The sequence below is a fragment of the Variovorax sp. YR566 genome, assembly GCF_051992195.1.
Taxonomy (GTDB): Bacteria; Pseudomonadota; Gammaproteobacteria; order Burkholderiales; family Burkholderiaceae_C; genus Variovorax.
Genome location: NZ_CP197092.1, coordinates 4,702,728 through 4,725,498 on the forward strand (window position 1 = coordinate 4,702,728; position 22,771 = coordinate 4,725,498).

The window sequence follows — 22,771 nt, forward strand, 5'->3', positions numbered from 1 at the left end:
GCGACTTCCACATTCACAGTCTGAACTCCTCGGTTTCTGCTGATTCGTCGTCCGGTGCGGCGAAGCGCGCCGGGATAGCGTTGTGCGGGACCTGGGCGGCCGGTGCGGTGCGCACGGCGGCGGCCATCGCGGCCAGTTCAGGCCGGTCGAAGACCGCGCGCACGTCGATCGTCCAGTCGCGCCGGCGCAGGTGTTCGAGCAACTGCATCGCCAGCAGCGAGTGCCCGCCGAGCGCGAAGAAACTGTCGTGGCGGCCGATGCGCTCGACGCCGAGCAGTTGCGACCAGATCGCGGCCAGGGCCTGCTCCGTCTCGCCCTGCGGCGGCGCGAAGGCCTGGCGGCTGAAGGCCTCGTCCTGCGGCGCCGGCAGCGCCCTGCGGTCGAGCTTGCCGTTGCTGCTCAAGGGCAGCGCCGCCATGCGCACGTAGGCCGCGGGCAGCATGTGCTCGGGCAGATGCTTGCCGAGCTGGCTGCGCAGTTCCACAGGCTCCGGCATTTCACCGGGCGAGGCCGGCACGACGTACGCGACCAGTGCCAGCGCGCCGGAGCGGTCTTCGCGCGCCAGGACCGCAGCCTCGGCGATGCCGTCGAGCGAGCGCAGCTGTGCTTCGATCTCGCCCGGCTCGATGCGCTGTCCGCGCAGCTTGATCTGGAAATCGTTGCGGCCCAGGTACTCGATCGCGCCATCGGCGCGCCAGCGGCCAAGGTCGCCGGTGCGGTACAGGCGGCCACCCTCGGCGAAAGGATCGGCAATGAAGCGCTGTGCGCTCAGCTCCGGCCGGTTCAGATAGCCGCGCACCACCTGCACGCCGCCGATGTACAGCTCGCCGGCGACGCCGACCGGCACCGGGCGCAGTGCATCGTCGAGCAGGTAGAGCCGGGTGTTGGCGATCGGCCGGCCTATGGGCACCGAATCAGGTATCGAATCGCCATCGTCGCTCCCGCAGGTCCAGGCGCTCACGTCCACCGCCGCTTCGGTCGGGCCGTACAGGTTGTACAGGCGCGCATTCGGCAGGCGTTCGCGACATTGGCGCGCAAGCCCGGCCGAGAGCGCTTCGCCACTGCACACCACCCGCCGCAGGCTGACGCAGCCGGCCACGGCGTCAGGCCGGGCAAGAAAGACCTGCAGCATCGACGGCACGAAATGCAGCGTTGTCACGCCGCTCGCGCGGATCAGCTCGCCCAGATAGGCCGGGTCCTTGTGTCCGTCCGGCCGCGCGAGCACCAGCCGTGCACCGGCCATCAATGGCCAGAAGAACTCCCACACCGACACATCGAAGCCGAAGGGTGTCTTCTGCAGCACGACGTCATGCGGCGCCAGCGCGTAGGCCTGCTGCATCCACTGCAGGCGGTTGACGATGCCGCGGTGTTCGTTCATCACCCCCTTGGGCATGCCGGTTGAACCGGAGGTGTAGATCACATAGGCCAGGTGGCTTTCGTGGAGCCCGGTTTCTGAAGCATCGAGATTGACGTCGGCGAACGCGGCCGTGTGCGTGTCGCGAGCGGGCACCAGGGTACGCAGTTTCGGCACGCTCAGCGCCAGCTCCGGGTCGGCCAGCACCACCACAGCAGCAGCCTCGTCGAGCATGTGCCGCAAGCGCTCCGGTGGATGCGAGGGGTCGAGCGGCAGGTAGGCGCCGCCGGCCTTGAGGATCGCCAGCAAGGCCACCACCAGCGTTTCGCTACGCTGCATAAGCACGCCCACGCGGGCGTCCGGGCCGACGCCCAGCACACGCAACTGCCGCGCGAGTCGATTGGCGCGTGAATTGAGTTCGGCGTAGCTGAGCCGGCGGCCCTCGAACATCAGTGCGGTCGCGTCGGGGCGCTGCGCGACCTGATGCTCGAACAGCTGGTGCAGGAGCGCACCGCGCGGGTACTCGGTGGCGGTGGCGTTGAAATCAGCCACCACCTGTCGGCGTTCGTCTTCCGGCAAGACATCGATGCGGCGCAGCGGCCGCTGCGGCTCGCTTTCCAACGCATCGACCAGCGCGTGCAGGGCCTGCCGCACGAAGCTGCCGACGCGCCGCGCATCGAGGCTGCGATCGATCTCGGTGGTAATGCCGAAGCCGTCGCCATAGTCATCCACATGCAACACGAATGGGTAGTTGGTGCGATCGTGCCCGCCGAGCGATTCGATGCCCGGCAGGCTCGTGGCTTCGGTGTCGCGGCGGCTGTAGCGGTAGTTGAGCAGGCTGGTGAACAGCGGCGCATCGGCCGGCAACCCGCTGCAGCGCCGGGCCAGGCTCAGCGAGGCATACTCGTTGCGCAGCAGTTCGGCCAGATCGGCGTGCACGCGGCGAAGCGCCGCCTCGGCCGCGGCGGTGCCAAGGCGCACGCGAAGCGGCAGGGTATTGAGGAACATGCCCATCGCCCGCGCCGCCTCGGCGCCGGCCTGCAGGCGGCCGAACAGCACCGTGCCGAACACCACGTCGTCGCGGCCGCTGCAACGCGCCAGCACCAGCGCCCAGGCCAGGTGGAACACGCTGGCCGCGCCCACCCCACGCAGCCGCGCCTGTTCGCGCAGGCGCCGCGCCAGCGCGGGATCGAGTTCGCTGCGCGCCTGCACCACGCCGCTGCCGTCGCCGCGCACGTCGCTCAGGCCGAACGGTGCGGTGGTCTCTTCGAGATCGCCCAGCGCGGCGCGGAAACAGGCTTCGTGCCCGGATTCCGCCGCACCCTGCAGGGCCTGTGCGACGAAGCGACGGAACGCCACCGGCGCAGGCAAGTGCTCGCGCCGGCCCTGCAGGATCAGCATGACTTCCTGCACCAGCAATTCCGAAGCGGTGTGGTCGAGGATCAGGTGGTGGTGCAGCAACTGAAGCAACCAACGCCCGCTGTCGCTCTCCTGGATGGCATGGCCGCGCAGCATCGGCGCGCGGCGCACGTCGAGCCGGCTGCGGCGCGGATCGGCCAGGGCCTGCAGGCGTTTCAACGCATCTTCCGCGGGTGCGGCGGCAAGCATTTCCATGTCCAGGCCGGCCTGGCGCTGCACCAGTTGCACCGGCTGCTCCAGCCCTTCCCAGTGCACGCTGGTGCGCAGGATGTCGTGCCGCGCGATCACCTCGCGCAGGGCCTGCACGAACCGATCCAGCCGTTCGCGGCCGTCGAAGCGCAGCAGGGTCGGCATGACGTAGGCATCGCCACCCTCACCTTCGCCGTGCAGCCGGTGATGGAACAGAATGCCCTCCTGCAGCGGCGCCAGCGGATAGATGTCCTGCACGTTGCGCACGCCGCCCGGCACCTGCGCCACGAGACGGTCGATTGCGCGCTGGTCGAGCGTGAGCAGCGGCAGCATCGCCGGCGTGATCGCATCGGCCCCTTCGTCGATGCGGTAGGCCAACGGGTCGCTGCCCTGGCGTTCGCGCAGCAGGGCTATCAGCTCCTGCTTGCGATCGCGCAATGCCTGCACCAGTGTTGCATCCGCCAGCAGGCGTGAGTCTCCCTGCAACGCCAGCCGCTCGCCGTCCAGGCGCAGCGTGAGGCCGCGCGAGGCCAGCGTATCGAGCAGTTGCGATGCATGGTTCATAGAACGATCTCCTCCAGTTGCACCGTGGCTGCGGCAAGGTCTGCCAGGGTCGGCGCGTTGAACACCATCTGCACGTCGACCTGGAGTTGTTGTTCGCTCATGGCGTGGATCAGCTGGATGGCCAGCGCCGAATGCCCGCCGAGCTCGAAGAAGTTGTCGTGGCGGCCAACCTGCCCGACTCCGAGCAGCCCGCCCCACAGCGCCGCCAGGCGGATTTCCATGTCGGTTTCCGGCGCGGCATAGGCCTGCCGTGCGAGGCCGTCGTCGTCCGGCAGCGGCAGTGCCTTGCGGTCGAGCTTGCCGCTCGCGTTCAGCGGCCAGGCCGCGAGCGTGACGTAGGCGCCGGGCAGCATGTAGTCCGGCAACTGGGCGCCGAGTTGCGCGCGCAGCGCCGAGGGCTCCAGGGCGGCACCCGGCTGCGGCAGCAGGTAGGCGATCAGGCGGGGTTCGCCGGAAAGGCTCGGCAACTCGGCATCGGCGAGCACCACGGCCTCGCGCACCCCCTCGAGCCGCGCCAGCTGCGCCTCGATCTCACCGAGCTCGATGCGGTAGCCGCGAACTTTGACCTGGAAGTCGTTGCGCCCCAGGTACTCGATGCTGCCGTCGGCACGCCAGCGGCCCAGGTCGCCGGTCCGGTACATGCGCGCCGTGCCCCGCCCGTTCACGAACGGATCGGGCAGGAAGCGCTCGACGGTGAGTTGCGGGCGCCCCAGGTAGCCGCGCGCGACCCCGGCACCGCCGATGTGGATCTCGCCGGCCACGCCGATCGGCACCGGCTCGCCATGCGGGTCGAGCAGATAGACGCGCGCGCCCGGCATCGGGCGGCCGATATGCGGCACCGCGCCGACGACCGGGCCGCAGGTGGCGTCGACGCTGCATTCGGTCGGGCCGTACATGTTGTGGAACTGCACTGCCCCGGTTTCGGCCAGGCTGCGCCAAATCGACGCATCGAGCGCTTCGCCGCCGAGCAGCAGCTTGCGCAGCGAACCGGCGCGCCGCTGCACAAAACCGGCCGACTGCAGCATGCGCAGATGCGAGGGCGTGCACTCCATCGCCTCGATTGCGTGGAGCTCCAGAAAGTCGAGCATGGCCTCCGCGTCCAGGCGGGTGCGCTCGGGCAGCAGGAACACGCTGCGGCCGAACGCCAGCTGCCCCCAGGCCTTGACCGCCATGTCGAAGCCGAACGATGAGTTCCACGCCACCCGCCTGCAGTCTGGCGCCGGGCCGTGGATGCGCTGTTCCAGCCCATGCAGGAAGTTCAGCACGTTGCGGTGTTCGACCATCACGCCCTTGGGCATGCCGGTCGAGCCCGAGGTGTAGATCACGTAGGCCAGGTGGGCCGGAGCCAGGCCGACTGCTTCGGGGCCGGGGTCGTGCGTGGGCGCATCGGCCCAGGGCCGGGGCGATGCGTCATCGTCCAGCACCAGCACTGCGCATCCCTCGGGCACCCGCAGCCGCCCAAGCAGGCGGGCTTGGGTCAACACCGCCACTGGCGCACTGTCGGACAGCATGTGGGCAAGGCGGTCGTCGGGATGCACCGGGTCCAGCGGCACGCATGCGCCGCCGGCCTTGAGCGTGGCCAGCAGTGCGACGCCCATGTCCACGCTGCGTTCCAGGCACAGCGCAACGCGGTCGTCGGGCCGCAGGCCCAGACCGCGCAGGTGGTGGGCGATGCGGTTGGCCCGACGGTTGAGTTCGCCGTAGTCCAGCGCCTGGTCTTCGCAGACCAGCGCCAGGGTTTGTGGCTGCGCTGCGGCCTGCGCCTCGAACAGGCGATGCAGCAGGCCATCGCAGTCAACGCTTCCACTGGCATTGAACGCGTGCAGCACCTGCTCGCGTTCGTCCCGGGCCAGCAGGTCGATACGGGCCACCGGTGCGGCGGCGTCGGCAACCATGCCGCGCAGCATCGCCACCAGCGCATGCCAGTGGCGCTGCACCGTGGCCTCGTCGTAGAGGGCAGTGGCGTAGTTGAACTGGCCGACGATGCGTTCGCCGACCGGTTCCAGGTCGAGCGAAAGATCGAACTGGGCACTGCCGGCAAGGCTGGCAAGGTTGTCGAACTCCAGCCCTTCCAGTTGCAGCTGCGCAGGCGGCGTGTTCTGCCACGCCAGGCGGACCTGATAGATCGGGTTGAAGGCGCTTGAGCGCGGCGGATTGAGCGCCTCGACCACCTGCTCGAACGGCACGTCGCAATGTTGTTGCGCCTGCAGTGCGACCTGCCGGGCCTGCACCAGAAGGCTGCCCACGTCGAGACCGTCGTCGATGTCGAAGCGCAAGGCCTGGGCGTTGACGAAGAACCCGATCAGCGGTTCGAGCTCGGCTCGGTCGCGCCCGGCGACGGCGCTGCCGAGCACGATGCACGACTGGCCACTCAACCGCGCCAGTACAGCCGCCCACGCCGCGAGCACGGTCATGTACACGGTGACGCCGTGGCGCTGGGCCAGCGCGCCCAGTTCGCGGGTCAACTCTTCGTCGAGGCCGACTTCGATGCTGGCGCCGCGGTAGTCCTGCTGCGGCGGCCGTGGCCGGTCGGTGGCCAGGCCGATCAGCGGCGGCGCATCGCGCAGGCGCTCGACACAGTACTGCAACTGCGCCTGCACGGCGTCGCCCTGAAGGCGGCGTCGCTGCCATGCGGCGTAGTCGCCGTACTGGACGGGCAATGCCGGCAACGGATCGGGTTCGCCGCGGCGGAACGCCCCGTACAGCGCAGAGAACTCGTGCGCCAGCACGCTCAGCGACCAACCGTCGGAGACGATGTGGTGCATCGTGGCCAGCAGCACGTGCTCGTCTTCGGCCAGGCGCAGCAACTGCACCCGCAGCGGCGGGCCGCGCTCCAGGTCGAACGGCCTGGCGGCTTCGGCTTGGCACAGGGCGCGCAAGGCGGCATCGCCAAGCCCGTCGAGTTCGCGGTAGTCGAGGGCCACGCCGTTCGCCGGTTCGATGCGCTGGCGCGGCTCGCCGCCCATGACGACGAAGCGCGCACGCAGCGACTCGTGGCGCGCGACGATCCGGTCCAGCGCGTGCTGCAGCGCGATGCGGTCCAGCGCGCCGCGCAGGCGCAATGCGGCAGGCAGGTGATAGGCCGCGCTGGCCTGTGCGTCGATTCGGGTCACGTACCACAGGCGCTGCTGCGAGTGCGACAACGGCAACGGTGCGCTGCGATCCGCCGGCACGATCGGGTCGATCGCGCTGGGTGCGGCGCGCGCCATCTCGCCAGCTAGGTCCGCCAGCCGCGGCCGCGCGAACACCGTCGTCAATGCGAGCTCCACGCCGAACCGCTGGCGCAGTTGCGAGAGCATCCGCACCGCCAGCAGCGAATGCCCGCCCAGCTCGAAGAAGCCGTCGTCGCGTCCGATGCGTTTGATGCCGAGCAACGACGTCCATGCCAGCGCCAGCGCCTGCTCGAACTCACCCTGCGGCGCCCGGTAGCTGCGCTGTGCGTAGGCCTCGCCGTCTGGCGCTGGTAGCGCGGCGCGGTCTAGCTTGCCGTTGGCGTTGAGCGGCAGCGTATGCAGCAGCACGAAGGCCGCCGGCAGCATGTAGTCGGGAAGGCGTTCGGCCAAGCGCCCGCGCAGCTGCGCAGGGTCTGGTGGCGGGCGATCCGGGTCCGCAACCACATAGGCCAGCAGGCGCTTGTCCTCGCCCTGCCCCGCCGCGGCGATCACCGCGGCTTCACGAACGCCGTCCAGCCGCGTCAGTTCGGCCTCGACCTCGCCCGGCTCGATGCGAAAGCCGCGGATCTTGACCTGCTGGTCGTCGCGGCCGAGGAACTCGATCGAACCGTCGCCGCGCCAGCGGCCGAGGTCGCCGCTGCGGTACATGCGCGATGGCGTGTCCGCAGATGCGGCCATGAATTGATCGTCCGCGAAACGCTGCGCGGTGAGTTCGGCGCGATTCAGGTAGCCGCGCGCCACGCCGGCGCCGCCGATCCAGATTTCTCCGACGGCGCCAACTGGCACCGGCTCGCCGTGGGCATCGAGCAGATAGACGCGCACATTGGCGACCGGACGGCCGATTCCCAGCGGCGAATCTCCGGTGCTGCAACGAGCAACGGTGGCGTTGATCGTGGTTTCGGTCGGGCCGTAGGCGTTGGCTAGCGCCGGTCGATGGCCGTCGCGCTGCCACCAGGCATCGAGTGCGGCGGCGCCGACCGCATCGCCGCCGATCACGATCTGCCGCAGCGATGGCGGAAAGATCGCATCGGGCGCCTGGGCCAGGCGCTGCCAGAACAGCGTCGGCAGATTGACCACGGTGAGTCGGTGTACGGCGCACAGTTCGCACCAGCGGCGGGGTTCCGCCAGCCACTCATCGGTGCGCAGCACCAGCGTCGCGCCATGGCTGAGCGCGCCGAAGATCTCCTCGCCGGCAACGTCGAAGCTCAGGCCGGAGAACTGCAATACGCGGTCTTCGGTGGTGAAGCCGTAGAGCGCCTGCAGCGCCGCGATCTGGTGCGTCAGTTGCCGGTGCTCGACCATCACCCCCTTGGGCGTGCCAGTGGAGCCTGAGGTGTAGATCACGTAAGCCAGGTGCGAGCCGTCACTGGGCACGTCGCACGGATCGGACGCATGCGTGGGCGCTGCCGCCCATGGCAAGTGTTCGTCGAGCGCAACGGTCGTGCAGCACGACAGTGGTTGCAGGCGCGGGCGCAAGCTGGAGTGCGTCAGCAGCACCGCCGGCGCGCAGTCTTCCAGCAGCCAGGCCAGCCGCTGGTCTGGATGCGAAGGGTCCAGCGGCACATACGCAGCACCGGCCTTGAGCGTGGCCAGCAGCGCGACGATCAGGTCGGGCCCGCGCTGCAGGCACAGCGCGACGCGGTCCTCCGCTCCAACGCCGAGGCTGCGCAGATGGTGGGCGAGCCGGTTGGCGCGTCGGTCGAGTTCGATGTAGCTGAGCTGCTCGCCGTCGTGCTCCAGCGCGATCGCCTGCGGCCGCAACGCAGCCTGCCGTTCGAATGCGGCATGCGCGAACGCGTGTGCAGGCCGCGCTGGCGCGCTTTCGGCGAACTCGTGCAGCAGCAGCTCGCGCTCACCGGCGTCGAGCAATGCGATGCGATCGACCGGCCGGCCTTCGTCGGCGGCCATGCCGCGCAGCATCGCCACCACGCTGTGCCAGTGGCGGCGCACCGTGGCCTCGTCGAACAGGGCGGTGGCGTAGTTGAGCTTGCCCGCGATGCACTCGCCGTCTTCCTGCAGATCCAGGGCGATATCGAACTGCGCGCTGGCCGGCAGGCTCTCGACCCGTTCCACATCCAGCCCGGCGAGTTCCAATGCGACCGCGGGCGTGTTGTGCCAGGCCAGCATCAGCTGGAACACCGGATGGTGCGCCATGGAGCGCGGCGGATTCAGCGCCTCGACCAGGCGCTCGAAGGGCACGTCCTGGCGCGCCTGTGCCTGCAGCGCAATCTGGCGCACCTGGGCCAGCAGGTCGGCCACACCCAGGCTGCCGTCCAGCGCGATCTTCAGCGCCTGGGTGTTGATGAAACAGCCGATCAACGGCTCGATCTCGACCCGCCCGCGGCCGGCGTGCGAACTGCCGATAACCACCTGCTGCTGGCCGCTGTAGCGCGCCACCACGGCGGCCCAGGCGGCCAGCACCACCATGTACAAGGTCGCGCCGTGGCGCTGGCCGAGCATGCGCAGGGCTCGCGTGGTTTCGGCATCGAGGCCGACATCGAAGCTTGCGCCACGGTAGTCCTGCAATGCCGGTCGTGGCCGGTCGCATGGCAGCTCGGTGCGTGCCGGCGCGCCTTGCAGCTGCTGGATCCACTCCTGCAGCTGGACTTGCGTGGTCGTGCCCTCCAGGTGCTTGTGCAGCCACACCGCATGGTCGGCGTACTGGATCGGCAGCGGCGGCAGCATCGGCCTCAGCCCATTGCGCAACGCGCTGTAGGCAGCGGCGAACTCGCGCATCAGCACGCTCAGCGACCAACCGTCGGAGACGATGTGGTGCATCACCACCACCAGCACGTGATCGCGGTCGGCAATGCGCAGCAGGCGGCCGCGAATCGGCGGACCGGCCGCGAGATCGAAGGGCTCGGCCGCGGCCTCGCGGCACAGCGCCTCGATCTGCGCCGGGCTCGAATCGCCCGCATCCTGCTCTCGCAACTCGAAGCCGTGCGGCGGGTCGATGCGCTGCCAGGGCTGGCCATCGATCACGATGAAACGCGTGCGCAAGGCTTCGTGCCGGGCCACGACCTGGTCCAGCGCGGCGCGCAGGGAAACGCGGTCGAGTTCGCCGCGCAGGCGCAACGCGCCGCGGATGTGATACGCGACGCTGGCCTGGGTATCGACACCGGCGATGAACCACAGGCGCTGCTGCGCCGGCGATAGCAGCAGCGGACGGCTGCGGTCGGCGGGCACGATCGCATCCAACGCGCCGGGACTGGCCTCTGTCACGGCGTGGGCCAGTGCGGCGAGGCGCGGCTGTGCGAACAGGGTGGCCAGAGCGAGTTCGGCGTCGAAGCGCTCGCGGATCTGGGAGATGAGCCGGATGGCGAGCAGCGAATGGCCACCGAGCTCGAAGAAGTCGTCGTGGCGGCCGACCTGCTGCACGCCCAGCAATTGCGACCAGATGCCGGCCAAGACCTGCTCGACTTCGCCTTGCGGTGGTGCGTAGGCGCGCTGGCCGTAGGCCTGGCCCTCCGGCGCGGGCAGCGCCTTGCGGTCGAGTTTGCCGTTCGGCGTCAGCGGCAACGCATCGAGCACAACGTAGGCTGCCGGGACCATGTACGACGGCAGGCGCTGGCTCAACTGTGCACGCAGCTGCGATGCGTCGGCGTGACCGACCAGATACGCGACCAAGCGCTTGTCTCCGGGCCGGTCCTCGCGTGCGGTCACTGCTGCCTCGCGCACGCCAGGTAGTTCGTTCAGGCGCGCTTCGATCTCGCCCAACTCGATGCGGTAGCCGCGCACCTTGACCTGATGGTCGTTGCGCCCCAGGTATTCGATGCTGCCGTCGGCAAGATGGCGCCCCAGGTCACCGCTCCTGTACATGCGCGCACCGTCGCGCCCGTCGAACAGATCAGGCAAGAAACGCGCTTCAGTGAGTTCGGGTTGCTGCAGGTAGCCCCGCGCCACTTGCACCCCGCCCAGGTACAACTCGCCAGCAACGCCCACCGGCACGGGCTGGCGTTGTGCGTCCAACACATAGATGCGGCTGTTGCCTATCGGCCGCCCGATCGGCGGCAGGTCCTCCCACTGTTCTGCTGGGCCGCTCAATGTGTGCGCGCTGACCACATGCGTCTCGGTCGGCCCGTAGTGGTTGTGCAGCCGCGCCTGCGGATGCCTGTCGAACATGCGCCGGATCGCCGGTGTGATCTTGAGTTGCTCTCCGGCGGTGATCAGGTCCCGCAGCATCGCCAGCGGCTCGCTGCGCTGCGACCACAGCTCGCTGAGGTTGTGCAGCGCGATGTAAGGCAGGAACAGCCGCTCGACCGACTCCTGGGCCAGCCACTCGGCCAGGGCCGGCAGGTCCTGTCGCAACGCTTCGTGCAGCAGCACCAGGGTGCCGCCGCTGGCAAGCGTGCTGAAGATCTCCTGGAAGGCAACGTCGAAGCCGAGCGCTGCGAACTGCAGGGTGCGCGCAGGCTCGGGCAACTGTTCCCGCTGCCAGGCCAGCAGGTTGACCAGGCCGCGATGCGGCATCGACACGCCCTTGGGCACGCCCGTCGAGCCGGAGGTGTAGATCACGTAGGCCAGGTGCTCGGGACGCAGGCCCAGTTCGACTGCGTGCAGATTGGCCATGGACAAATTGGCCCATGCCGGTTCCGCTTCGTCCAGCAGGACCGGGACTGCATCAAGCCGCTCGGCCATTTCGCGCTGGCTCAGCACGACCACCGGCTCGCTGTCGCGCAGCATCTGCGCCAGTCGCTCGTCGGGATACGTTGGATCCAGCGGCACGCAGGCACCACCGGCCTTGAGCGTGGCCAGGACCGCAACCACCATCGACAGGCTGCGTTCGACGCAGATCGTCACGCGCTCATCCGGGCCGACACCGAGCCGGCACAGGTGCCGCGCCAACCGGTTGGCCTGCTCGTTGAGGGCCCGGTAGCTCAGCTGCGCGCCGTCCAGTTCCAGCGCGATGCGCTCCGGGTGTGCGGCGACCTGCTGCTCGAAGGCCTCGTGCACCAGCGCCGGCGCGGTGTACTCGCGCTGGGTGTCGTTGTAGCTGTAGAGCACGCGCTCGCGCTCCCTGGGAGGCAGCGCATCGAGTGCCAGCAGCGACGTATCGGGCGCCTGTTCCAGCGCCTGCGCCAATGCCTGCAGCGCCTGCTGCATGAAGCCGGCGATGCGGTCAGCCGAGACCGAAGCGTCGACCTGCACGGTCAACTCGAAATCGCTCCCGTCGTCATCAACGTACAGGCCGAACGGGTAGTTGGTGCGGTCGCGCACGTCGAGCAAACGCACGCCATCGAGCACCTGGGCATGGGCGACCCGGCGGTGCCGATAGTTGAGCAAGGCCGAGAACAACGGCACGTGCGCCGGCATTGCGCTGCAACGTTGCGCGAGCACCAGCGAGGCATGTTCGTGGCGCAGCAGTCCGCTCAAGGCGGCATGGGTCTCGCGCACGCCCTGCACCACCCCTCGCCCGCCCAGCACGATGCGCACCGGCAAGGTGTTGATGAACATGCCGACCGCACGATCGGAACCGGCGCCGCCGTGCATGCGCCCGAACAGCACCGTGCCGAACACGACATCGTCGCGCCCGCTGCACAGGGCCAGCACCCGGGCCCAGGCCAGATGGAACAAACTCGCCGCGCCCACGCCGTGGCGCATGGCGTGGGCGCGCAACTGCGACGACAGCGCCTGCGACAGCATCAGGCGGGCCTGCTCGACCTGCGAACCATCGCCCTGCACGTCGAGCAGGCCGAACGGCGCGGTCGGTTCGTCTACGTCGCCGAGCATCGTGCCGAAGAACGCCTCGTGTTCGGCCTCGCTCACGCCCAGGCGCGACTGGGCGACGAAATTACGGAAGGGCACCGGTGCTGGCAAGCCTGCGGCGTCGCCGCGCTCGATCGCGGCGATCTCTTCCACCAGCCGCTCCAGCGTGGTGTGGTCCATCACCAGGTGATGATAGGACAGCAGCAGCAGCCATCGCCCGCCGGCATCGTCGCAAGCCGCGAAGCCATGCAGCATGGGCGCGCGGCGCACGTCGATGCGCAGGCCGCGCACCTGCGGATGCTCGCGCAGGCGCTGTGCCGCTGCGCCCGTGCCCGGCGCCAACGCCAGTGCGTCCACCGCGAACCCGGCGCGCCGCCACACCACCTGCACCGGCTCGGCCTGGCTTTCCCAGTGGATCGCGGTGCGCAGGATGTCGTGGCGTTCGATCACCCGCGACAGGGCCGCAATGAAGCGGTCCAGGCGCGGCTTGCTGTCGAACTCGAGCAGCGTCGGCAGCACGTAGGTGTCGGTGTCGCGCTCCAGCAGGTGATGGAACAGGATGCCCTGCTGCAAGGGCGCCAGCGGATAGATGTCCTGGATGTTGGCCGCGCCGCCGGGCGTGGCGTGGACGATCCGGCCGATCGCGGCCGCGTCGAGTTCGACCAGCGTCAGCATCGCCGACTCGATCGCCTCGCAGCCGGGCGGAATCAGGTTGGGAGGTACAGCCAACGCTGTAGTGGCATCGTCGCGCCGGATCGTCGCGGCCAGGGCGGCCAGCCTCGGATGCTCGAACAGCGAGCGGATGTCAGCCGACCAACCGCGCCGGCGCAGTTGTTCGAGCAGCCGGATGGCGAGCAGCGAATGGCCACCGAGCTCGAAGAAGTCGTCGTGGCGGCCGACCTGCTGCACGCCCAGCAATTGCGACCAGATGCCGGCCAAGACCTGCTCGACTTCGCCTTGCGGTGGTGCGTAGGCGCGCTGGCCGTAGGCCTGGCCCTCCGGCGCGGGCAGCGCCTTGCGGTCGAGTTTGCCGTTCGGCGTCAGCGGCAACGCATCGAGCACAACGTAGGCTGCCGGGACCATGTACGACGGCAGGCGCTGGCTCAACTGTGCACGCAGCTGCGATGCGTCGGCGTGACCGACCAGATACGCGACCAAGCGCTTGTCTCCGGGCCGGTCCTCGCGTGCGGTCACTGCTGCCTCGCGCACGCCAGGTAGTTCGTTCAGGCGCGCTTCGATCTCGCCCAACTCGATGCGGTAGCCGCGCACCTTGACCTGATGGTCGTTGCGCCCCAGGTATTCGATGCTGCCGTCGGCAAGATGGCGCCCCAGGTCACCGCTCCTGTACATGCGCGCACCGTCGCGCCCGTCGAACAGATCAGGCAAGAAACGCGCTTCAGTGAGTTCGGGTTGCTGCAGGTAGCCCCGCGCCACTTGCACCCCGCCCAGGTACAACTCGCCAGCAACGCCCACCGGCACGGGCTGGCGTTGTGCGTCCAACACATAGATGCGGCTGTTGCCTATCGGCCGCCCGATCGGCGGCAGGTCCTCCCACTGTTCTGCTGGGCCGCTCAATGTGTGCGCGCTGACCACATGCGTCTCGGTCGGCCCGTAGTGGTTGTGCAGCCGCGCCTGCGGATGCCTGTCGAACATGCGCCGGATCGCCGGTGTGATCTTGAGTTGCTCTCCGGCGGTGATCAGGTCCCGCAGCATCGCCAGCGGCTCGCTGCGCTGCGACCACAGCTCGCTGAGGTTGTGCAGCGCGATGTAAGGCAGGAACAGCCGCTCGACCGACTCCTGGGCCAGCCACTCGGCCAGGGCCGGCAGGTCCTGTCGCAACGCTTCGTGCAGCAGCACCAGGGTGCCGCCGCTGGCAAGCGTGCTGAAGATCTCCTGGAAGGCAACGTCGAAGCCGAGCGCTGCGAACTGCAGGGTGCGCGCAGGCTCGGGCAACTGTTCCCGCTGCCAGGCCAGCAGGTTGACCAGGCCGCGATGCGGCATCGACACGCCCTTGGGCACGCCCGTCGAGCCGGAGGTGTAGATCACGTAGGCCAGGTGCTCGGGACGCAGGCCCAGTTCGACTGCGTGCAGATTGGCCATGGACAAATTGGCCCATGCCGGTTCCGCTTCGTCCAGCAGGACCGGGACTGCATCAAGCCGCTCGGCCATTTCGCGCTGGCTCAGCACGACCACCGGCTCGCTGTCGCGCAGCATCTGCGCCAGTCGCTCGTCGGGATACGTTGGATCCAGCGGCACGCAGGCACCACCGGCCTTGAGCGTGGCCAGGACCGCAACCACCATCGACAGGCTGCGTTCGACGCAGATCGTCACGCGCTCATCCGGGCCGACACCGAGCCGGCACAGGTGCCGCGCCAACCGGTTGGCCTGCTCGTTGAGGGCCCGGTAGCTCAGCTGCGCGCCGTCCAGTTCCAGCGCGATGCGCTCCGGGTGTGCGGCGACCTGCTGCTCGAAGGCCTCGTGCACCAGCGCCGGCGCGGTGTACTCGCGCTGGGTGTCGTTGTAGCTGTAGAGCACGCGCTCGCGCTCCCTGGGAGGCAGCGCATCGAGTGCCAGCAGCGACGTATCGGGCGCCTGTTCCAGCGCCTGCGCCAATGCCTGCAGCGCCTGCTGCATGAAGCCGGCGATGCGGTCGGCGGAAACCGACGCATGGATCTCGGAGGTAAGCACGAAGTCGCCGCCCAAGTCATCGACGTACAGGCTGAACGGGTAATTGGTGAGGTCGCGCCCGCCGAGGTAGTGCATGCCCTCGGCGATCTCGCTGTCGCCGAAGCTCTCGCTGCGGCTGTGCCGGTAGTTGAGCAGCGCCGAGAACATGGGCGTGTTCGGCGGCAGGCCGCTGCAGCGCTGCGCCAACGTCAGCGAGGCGTGCTCGTGACGCAGCAGTCCGCTCAGCGCCGCATGGGTCTCGCGCAGGCCCTGCGCCACCCCTCGCCCGCCCAGCACGATGCGCACCGGCAGGGTGTTGATGAACATTCCCATGGCGCGGTCGATTCCCGCACCGCCCTGCATGCGCCCGAACAGCACCGTGCCGAACACGACATCGTCGCGCCCGCTGCACAGGGCCAGCACCCGGGCCCAGGCCAGATGGAACAAACTCGCCGCGCCCACGCCGTGGCGCATGGCGAGCGCGCGCAATTGCGACGACAGCGCCTGCGGCAGCGTGAGGCGGGCCTGCTCGACCTGCGAACCATCGCCCTGCACGTCGAGCAGGCCGAACGGCGCGGTCGGTTCACCTACGTCGCCGAGCATCGTGCCGAAGAACGCTTCGTGTTCCGTGTTGCTCACGCCCTGGCGCGACCGGGCGACGAAGTCGCGGAACGGCACCAGCGCCGGAAGGGCCTCGGCACGCCCCTGCAGCAGCGCCACTACTTCATGCAGAACCTGCTCGGTGGTGGTGTGGTCCAGCGTCAGATGGTGATGCAGCAACTGCAGCAGCCAGCGCCCCGAGACCGGATCGAACGCAGCATGGACCTGCAGCATCGGTGCACGACGCAGGTCCAGGCGCACCCGCCGCGCATCGACGCGTGCCTGCAGCTGCGCCTGCACGTCGCCGCCGGCCGGATCGAAGGACAGTTCGTGCAGCGTCAGTGCGGCGCTGCGCCAGACCACTTGCACCGGCGCATCCAGCCCCTCCCACTGCACGGCGGTGCGCAGGATGTCGTGGCGCCCAATCACCTGCTGCAAGGCAGCCATGAAGCGGTCGAGGCGCATGCGATCGTCGAAGCGCAGCAGGGCGGGAAGCACGTAGGCGTCTCCCTCGCCTTGCAGCAGATGGTGGAACAGGATGCCCTCCTGCAGCGGCGCCAGCGGGTAGATGTCTTGCACGTTGCGCATGCCGCCCGGAACGTTGCTGGCGATCAGCTCGATCTGCGCTTGGCTCAGCTGCACCAGCGGCAGCATCTGCGGGGTGATGTGCTCGCACTGCGCGGGGATCGCGTTGGCCGGCACTGGTGTCGCGCCCTGCCCTGTTTGCGCCACGCGGGCGGCGAGCGCGCTCAAGGTCGGTTCGGCAAACAGATGGCGGATGTCGACTTCCAGGCCTTCGCGCTGCATGCGCTCGACCAGTTGCACGGCAAGGATGGAATGGCCGCCGAGTTCGAAGAAGTTGTCATGGCGGCCGACCTGCTCGACCCCGAGCACTTCCGCCCACAGCCGTGCCAGCGTTTGCTCGGTCGCACCTTGCGGCGGTTCACGGTCGCACTGGTGCCAGGCTCGATGGTCGGGCGCCGGCAGTGCCTTGCGATCGAGCTTGCCGTTCGGCGTCAGCGGCAGCGCGTCCAGCACGACATAGGCCGCCGGCACCATGTAGTCCGGCAAGCGCTCGCGCAAGGCGGCACGCGCGACGGATGGATCGAACGCAGCCCCGGCAACGAGATAGGCCACCAGGCGCGTATCGCCCGGCGTGTGCTCGCGTGCGATCGCGACCGCGTCGTCGACGCCATCGAACCGAATCAGCTGCGCCTCGATCTCGCCCAGCTCGATGCGGAAGCCGCGGATCTTGACCTGGTGGTCGTTGCGGCCGAGGTACTCCAGGCTGCCGTCGGCAAGATAGCGGCCCAGGTCGCCGGTCTTGTACATGCGCGCTCCCGGCACGTCGCTGAACGGATCGGGCACGAAGCGTTGTGCGTCCAGTTCGGGCCGGCGCAGATAGCCACGCGCGACACCGGCGCCGCCGACGTACATCTCGCCTGTGCACCCGACCGGCAACGGCCGGCCCTGCGCGTCGAGCACGTACACGCCCAGGTCGGGAATGCGCGTGCCGATGGGGCTCGCTCCGGCACTGCGTTCGGCGTCGGCAGGCTCCAGCACGCGGTAGGTGACGTGCACGGTGGTCTCGGTGATGCCGTACATGTTGACGAGGCGCGTACCCGCATTGCGCTCTTGCGCGTACCAGGGCTTGAGCGCCGCCATGTCCAGCGCTTCGCCGCCGAGGACGATGCGGCGCAGGGCATGCGGCGGCAGCTCTGCCGGACTGGCTTGGCAGGCGGCGGCGAACTGGCGGAACGCGCTCGGGGTCTGGTTGAGCACGGTCACACCCTGCTCGCACACCAGGCGATGGAACTCCGTCGGTGCGCGGCTGACCGCATGCGGCACCACGACCAGGCGCCCGCCGTGCGTCAGCGCGCCCCACAGCTCCCACACCGAGAAATCGAAAGCGAAGGAATGGAACAGGGTCCACACGTCGTCGCGGCTGAACGCGAACCAGGCCCGGGTCGCGTCGAACAGACGGCTGACCTGGGCGTGCTCGACCATCACGCCCTTGGGCAATCCGGTCGAGCCGGATGTGTAGATCACGTAGGCGAGGTGCGATGGCGCGAGGCCCTCGACTTGCGGGTTGTCGGCAGGGGCTCCGGCCCACGGCGCCTGCTCCCATGGCAGATCCAGGCGCAGTTGCCTGCACGACGGCGGCGGCGGCAGGCGATCGAGCAAGGCGCCGTCGCCGAGCAACACCACCGGCGCGCTGTCGCGCAGCATGTGTGCAAGGCGCTCGTCCGGATACACCGGATCGAGTGGCACGTAGGCGCCGCCAGCCTTGAGCGTGGCCAGGATCGCCACCACCATGTCGAGCCCGCGCTCCAAGCCGATTGCGACAAGGTCGTCCGGCCCGACGCCGATCCCTCGCAGATGATGAGCCAGCTGGTTGGCGCGCCGGTTGAGTTCGCCGTAGCTCAGCTGCCGATGTTCGAACTGCACCGCGACGGCATCGGGGTAGCGCTCGGCCTGGCGTTCGAACAGCACGTGAATCAACGACGGTGCGCCGGTGTCGAGCTGCGGCCGGTTGAAGCCGTGTACGACGAGTTCGCGCTCGGCCTCATCCATCAGCGGCAGGTCGCGCACGAGCGTGTTCGCTTCATCCGTCGCCGTCAGGGCCAGGGCTTGCAGCCGCCGCAGATGCGCAGCCATCTCCTGCGTGGAGAACAGCACCGGGTCGTAATTGAACTCGATGTGCACCGGGCGCCCGTGCTCGTAGTCACGCACATAGACCGCCATCGGCTGGCGCTCATAGCCGTTGTGCAGCGGGAACACCGAGCTGCGGATGCCTTCGTCGAACTCCAGGTCGCCGCGGAAGCTTTCCATCGACAGCGACAGATCGAACAGGCCGCGGCGGTCGCCCACCCCGGCCAGCAGTTCGCGGTGCAGATCGGCCAGGGGGTAGCGCTGGTGGCGGTAGCACTGCTTCAGTTCGGCGGCGACCCTGCGCAGGGTGTTCGCGAAAGTCTCGTGCGGATCGACCGCGATGCCGACCGGGATCGCGCCCGAAAACATGCCGGGCATGCGCCGTTGCGCCGTGCTGGTGCGGTTGTGCACCGGCATGCCGATCACCACTTCGTCTTCGCGCCCGCTCAGGCGCGCGAAGTACATCGCCAGCAACGCCGCCAGGAAATGCGTGCTCGACGCGCCCTGCGCCGCGGCCACTTCGCCCAGGCGGTCGTGGTCGGCTCGGTCCAGCTTCCATACGGCCTGCTCGAACTTGCGATCGAAGCGGCCGCGCCGGGCGTGCGCATCTTCGAACAACGGTGCAGCCAGGCGCGCATGGCGCTGGAGCCAGAATGCGCGATCGCTGGCATAGCGCGAAGAGGCCAGGTACTCGGCATCCTTGCGGATGAAGTCCGCGTAGTCGGCGTCGTCATGACTGTCGCCACGGGCCACGGGCTCGTTGCGCCCGAGCCGGTTGTAGGCGTCGACCACGGCATTGCCGATCAGCGACACCGACCAGCCGTCCGCGACCAGGTGATGAAAGCACGCCAGCCAATAGCCGCGTTCGGGCGCAACCTGCAGCCATTGCATGCGCCACAGCCGCTGGCCGTGCAGCGCGAACGGCGTCAGGAACGCGGCGCGAAGATGGGCCCAGGCGCTCGCCTCCGGATCGGTTTCGCGCGTGAAATCGAAGCGCTGCAACGGCGCATCCACGGCATCGGCGAAACGTTGTTGCACAGCCCCGCCAATACCGGCGCCGGCACTGCGCTCGAGCACGGTGCGCAGCGCCTGATGGCGCCCGGCGACCGAGCGGATCGCCGCCTCCAGGAGATCGGGGTCGGTCGGCCCATCGAGACGGGTCGCGACGCCGATGTTGTAGCAAGGCAGATCCGGCGCCAGCGACTGGTCCAGCCAGACCGCTTGCTGGGGCGAGCTCAGGGGATGGAAGACTTCCTTGCTGCTCACGATTCGCCGCCGTCCGGCACCAGCGTTTCCAGGCGGCGCAGGCGCCGGTGGGCCAGCGCGAGAACGGTCAGTGCCAGGCCGACCGCGCCGCTTACGAAGAACAGAAAGCCGATGCCGCGCCCCGGCCCCGTGCCGAACCAGACGCCGACCGTAGCGCCGAGCGCGCCGCCCGGGCGCAGTGCCGGCTCCAGCACCGCGTCGGCGAGCCAGCCGCCGGCCAGCAGCACCACGCACATCACAAGCATGTTGGACGCGGCGATCAGGGCGAACACGCTGCCCTGCCTACCCATCGGCGCCTTGCGCATCCACAGCGCATGCGAGCAGGCGACCGAGGTGCTGCCGCAGAACAGGCAGACAAACGCCGCCGCGCACCACAAGGCCGGCGTGGTCACGCAACCGGCGAACAGCACCGCCGCGCACTGCAGCGCGTCGCAGGCCAGGATCCATTGCATCAGCCCGCGCCGGATCCAGGCGGTGGCGACCAGGACCGAACCGAGCAGGCCACCGACGATGCCGACCGACATCACCAGGCCCAGCACGTCGCTGGAATGCGTGGAGAGCACCATCGGCGCGAGCAACGTCGTCGCCAGCACCAGCAGGCACTGCACCAGAGCGCCGTAGCCCAGCAATGCGCCCATCAACGGCTGCTCGCGCAGATAGGCCAACGCACCGGAAAAGCTGGCCCCCGCTCCACTCAATAGCGATGTGCTGCGCGTGGACGACTCACCAACGCGCGGCCCGCCGCGCACGTCCGCGCCGGCCCGGGTCAATGCTGCGAACACCAGTGTGGCTCCAGCCAGCAGGAGACACAACTGCGTCGCCATCACCCCCCGCAGGCCCATCCGCGCCATCAGGAAGCCGGCCGCGGCGGGCGCGCCTACCTGCACCAGCGCGCGCGAAATGCCGGTCAGCCCGCCGACTTGGGCGAAGCGGTCCTTGGGCACGAAGCGGCTGACCGCCACCCGGATCGATGGGCGCCGCAGCGCGCCGACCGCCGCCGCGACCGCGGCGTAGGCATACAGCGCGCCGATGCCGAGCCGGCCGGACGGCAAGGCCAGCACGATCGCGAAGGTGCCGGCGATGGCGGCGGCATCGCACGACAGCACCACCCAGCGTCGGTCGTGCCGGTCGGCCAACGCGCCGGCGAACGGCGTGGCCAGCATGCCCGCCAGCGCGGCGGCGAGCACCGAGAACGAGTAGTCCTGCGCGGAGCCGGTCCGGGAAAAAATCCACACGCCCACCGCGAAGCTGACCAGCGTGGTGCCGAGATCGAAGGCCGTCTCGCTCAGCCACAGCAAGGCGAACGTCGATCGCGCGCGCGACGGCGTGTGTTGCAACGGCGGCATGACCGGGTCGTCACGGGTTGAAGTCGCGGCGGCTTCCACGGTCACTTCCTGCATAACGTGCGCTCTCTGAAATTCCCGCGCTCGATGAATGAACGCGGGTGGTGCTGCGGGTGGCGAGCGAGGGATTTTTCGCGGCCTGACCGCGAGGTGATGCACGATTATTCCGCGCTGCAGCACGGTAATTGCGGCAGCCAACAAATGACGCACTATTTAAATTTGTTGATGCGGACAGATGAGAACTTCGGAATTGATCGGCTGATTCAATTACGAAAATCTGTTCTGTTTTTGCCCTTTTTGCTGACGCAGCTGCGTCACTTTTCCCGCAAAAACGTATTGTGCAAACTCAAAGAGACGGCGGAGTCAAATCTGAAGTGCAACATCCTGTCTCCCCTACGGCGTTCAGGTGCAAGACAGGGTCGCGGATTTCCGCTGAAATACGACCTGATCGACGTAGTAATTCCGCCTAATGCGAGTTTTCGCAAAACCCTGTCCTGCGAATTCCGGGATATGGAAAATTCAGAACGGCAAGCCTCGGAGTAAGAAAAAAGAAAAAGAAAAAGGCGCCCAGCAATGCCGGGCGCCTTTTTCTTTTTAATGAATTCGTTAGCAGTTTTTCAACCGCTCGATGTGGATTTCAACAACTGTCGGGCGACACGAAAAGTGAAGCGTTTTTTCGCCCAGGCTCAGCATCAAACCGGTGCGTAGGCGCCTGTGCCTCCAGGCCAGGGCGTAAGCACCTCATAGCCTTCGGACGTTACAGCCACCATGTGTTCCCACTGGGCGGACAGAGACCGGTCCTTTGTCACGACTGTCCATCCGTCAGGCAACTGTCTGGTTTCGCGCTTGCCTGCGTTGAGCATCGGTTCGATGGTGAAAACCATCCCCGGCTCCAGCCTGAGGCCTCCCCCGCGCTGCCCATAGTGCAGCACCTGCGGCTCATCGTGGTAGATCTGGCCGATGCCGTGCCCGCAGTATTCGCGCACCACGCTGAATTGCTCCCGGTGGGCAACCGACTGGATGGCATGGCCAACATCGCCCAGAGTCGCTCCGGGCTTGACCTGCCGGATTCCGGCCAGCATTGCTTCGTACGTCGTCTCCACAAGGCGTCGAGCCAACACACTGGGAGCTCCGACGTAGTACATGCGACTTGTGTCGCCAAACCAGCCGTCCTTGATGACGGCGACATCGATGTTGACGATGTCGCCCTTCTTCAGAATCTTGTCGGCCGAGGGGATGCCGTGGCAAACCACCTGGTTGACGGAAGTGAGAACGGTCTTCGGATACCCCTGATACCCCACGTTCGCTGGAATGGCGCCCTGGACATTCACGATGTGGTCGTGGCAGATCCGGTCGAGCGTCTCCGTGCTCACCCCCGGCACGACGTAGGGCTCGATCATGGCTAGAACCTCTGCGGCAAGCCTGCCGGCACGCCGTGACATTTCGAGCTCCTCGGCGGACTTGATGGGAACGCCGTGAGCCATCAGTGTTTTCCGCTCGAGGACGCGCGGGGCTTGCCGGGTTGAGTCGTGACAGCCGCGGCGATGTCCAGCCCCCCCGCGAGTTCAGCCTGTATCAACAGTTGGCAGACTTCCCGGTAGTCCAGCTCCGGGTGCATCTCGGTCAGCATGCCGACCCGCATCCAGTGCTCTGCCTGTGCATTGATGGACCTGCTGAGAGCGTTCCCCGCCACTCGCAGGTTCTCGTGCATCAAGTCCGAAATTTTTACGATGCCCATCGGCGACCCCTATATGAAACGTATATGAATTATATACGTCTCGTATGGCCCTGCTTGTATGGCCCTGCTTGTATGGCCATGCTTGTATGGCCATGCACTT

General features: G+C 68.2%; 6 protein-coding genes. 1 reads left to right on the forward strand and 5 read right to left on the reverse strand.

Features of this window, described 5'->3' with window-relative positions; translation table 11 throughout:
* Window positions 1–13: 13 nt before the first annotated feature.
* Genes ACTG4X_RS22100 through ACTG4X_RS22110 form a run of 3 tightly spaced genes read right to left on the reverse strand, consistent with a single transcriptional unit; the run spans window position 14 to window position 20,990 of the window.
* Entirely contained in the window at window positions 14–3,526 is a 3,513-nt protein-coding gene (locus ACTG4X_RS22100; protein WP_440531933.1) for an amino acid adenylation domain-containing protein, read from the reverse strand.
* Window positions 3,523–19,590 carry an amino acid adenylation domain-containing protein gene (locus tag ACTG4X_RS22105; RefSeq protein ID WP_440531934.1) on the reverse strand — a complete coding sequence of 5,356 codons (16,068 nt, stop codon included), beginning with the start codon at window positions 19,588–19,590 and terminating at the stop codon, window positions 3,523–3,525. The genes ACTG4X_RS22100 and ACTG4X_RS22105 overlap by 4 nt, the downstream gene beginning before the upstream one ends.
* Window positions 19,587–20,990 (reverse strand): MFS transporter, encoded by a 1,404-nt coding sequence (locus ACTG4X_RS22110; protein ID WP_440531935.1) that lies wholly within the window; start codon window positions 20,988–20,990, stop codon window positions 19,587–19,589. Before ACTG4X_RS22110 ends, ACTG4X_RS22105 begins: the two co-directional genes overlap by 4 nt.
* Before the next feature lie 96 nt (window positions 20,991–21,086).
* Here ACTG4X_RS22110 and ACTG4X_RS22115 point away from each other — a divergent pair, with 96 nt between their 5' ends.
* Window positions 21,087–21,476 carry a hypothetical protein gene (locus ACTG4X_RS22115; RefSeq protein WP_440531936.1) on the forward strand — a complete coding sequence of 130 codons (390 nt, stop codon included), beginning with the start codon at window positions 21,087–21,089 and terminating at the stop codon, window positions 21,474–21,476.
* A gap of 149 nt (window positions 21,477–21,625) precedes the next feature.
* Here ACTG4X_RS22115 and map read toward each other — a convergent pair whose 3' ends face one another.
* Together map and ACTG4X_RS22125 are read right to left on the reverse strand one after the other, a co-directional pair.
* A complete protein-coding gene (gene map, locus ACTG4X_RS22120) occupies window positions 21,626–22,417 on the reverse strand; it encodes a type I methionyl aminopeptidase (RefSeq protein WP_097198825.1) in 792 nt (263 codons plus the stop codon).
* On the reverse strand, window positions 22,417–22,671 hold the full coding sequence (locus tag ACTG4X_RS22125) for a ParD-like family protein (protein ID WP_093080223.1): 255 nt from the start codon (window positions 22,669–22,671) through the stop codon (window positions 22,417–22,419). The genes map and ACTG4X_RS22125 overlap by 1 nt, the downstream gene beginning before the upstream one ends.
* Window positions 22,672–22,771 lie beyond the last annotated feature (100 nt).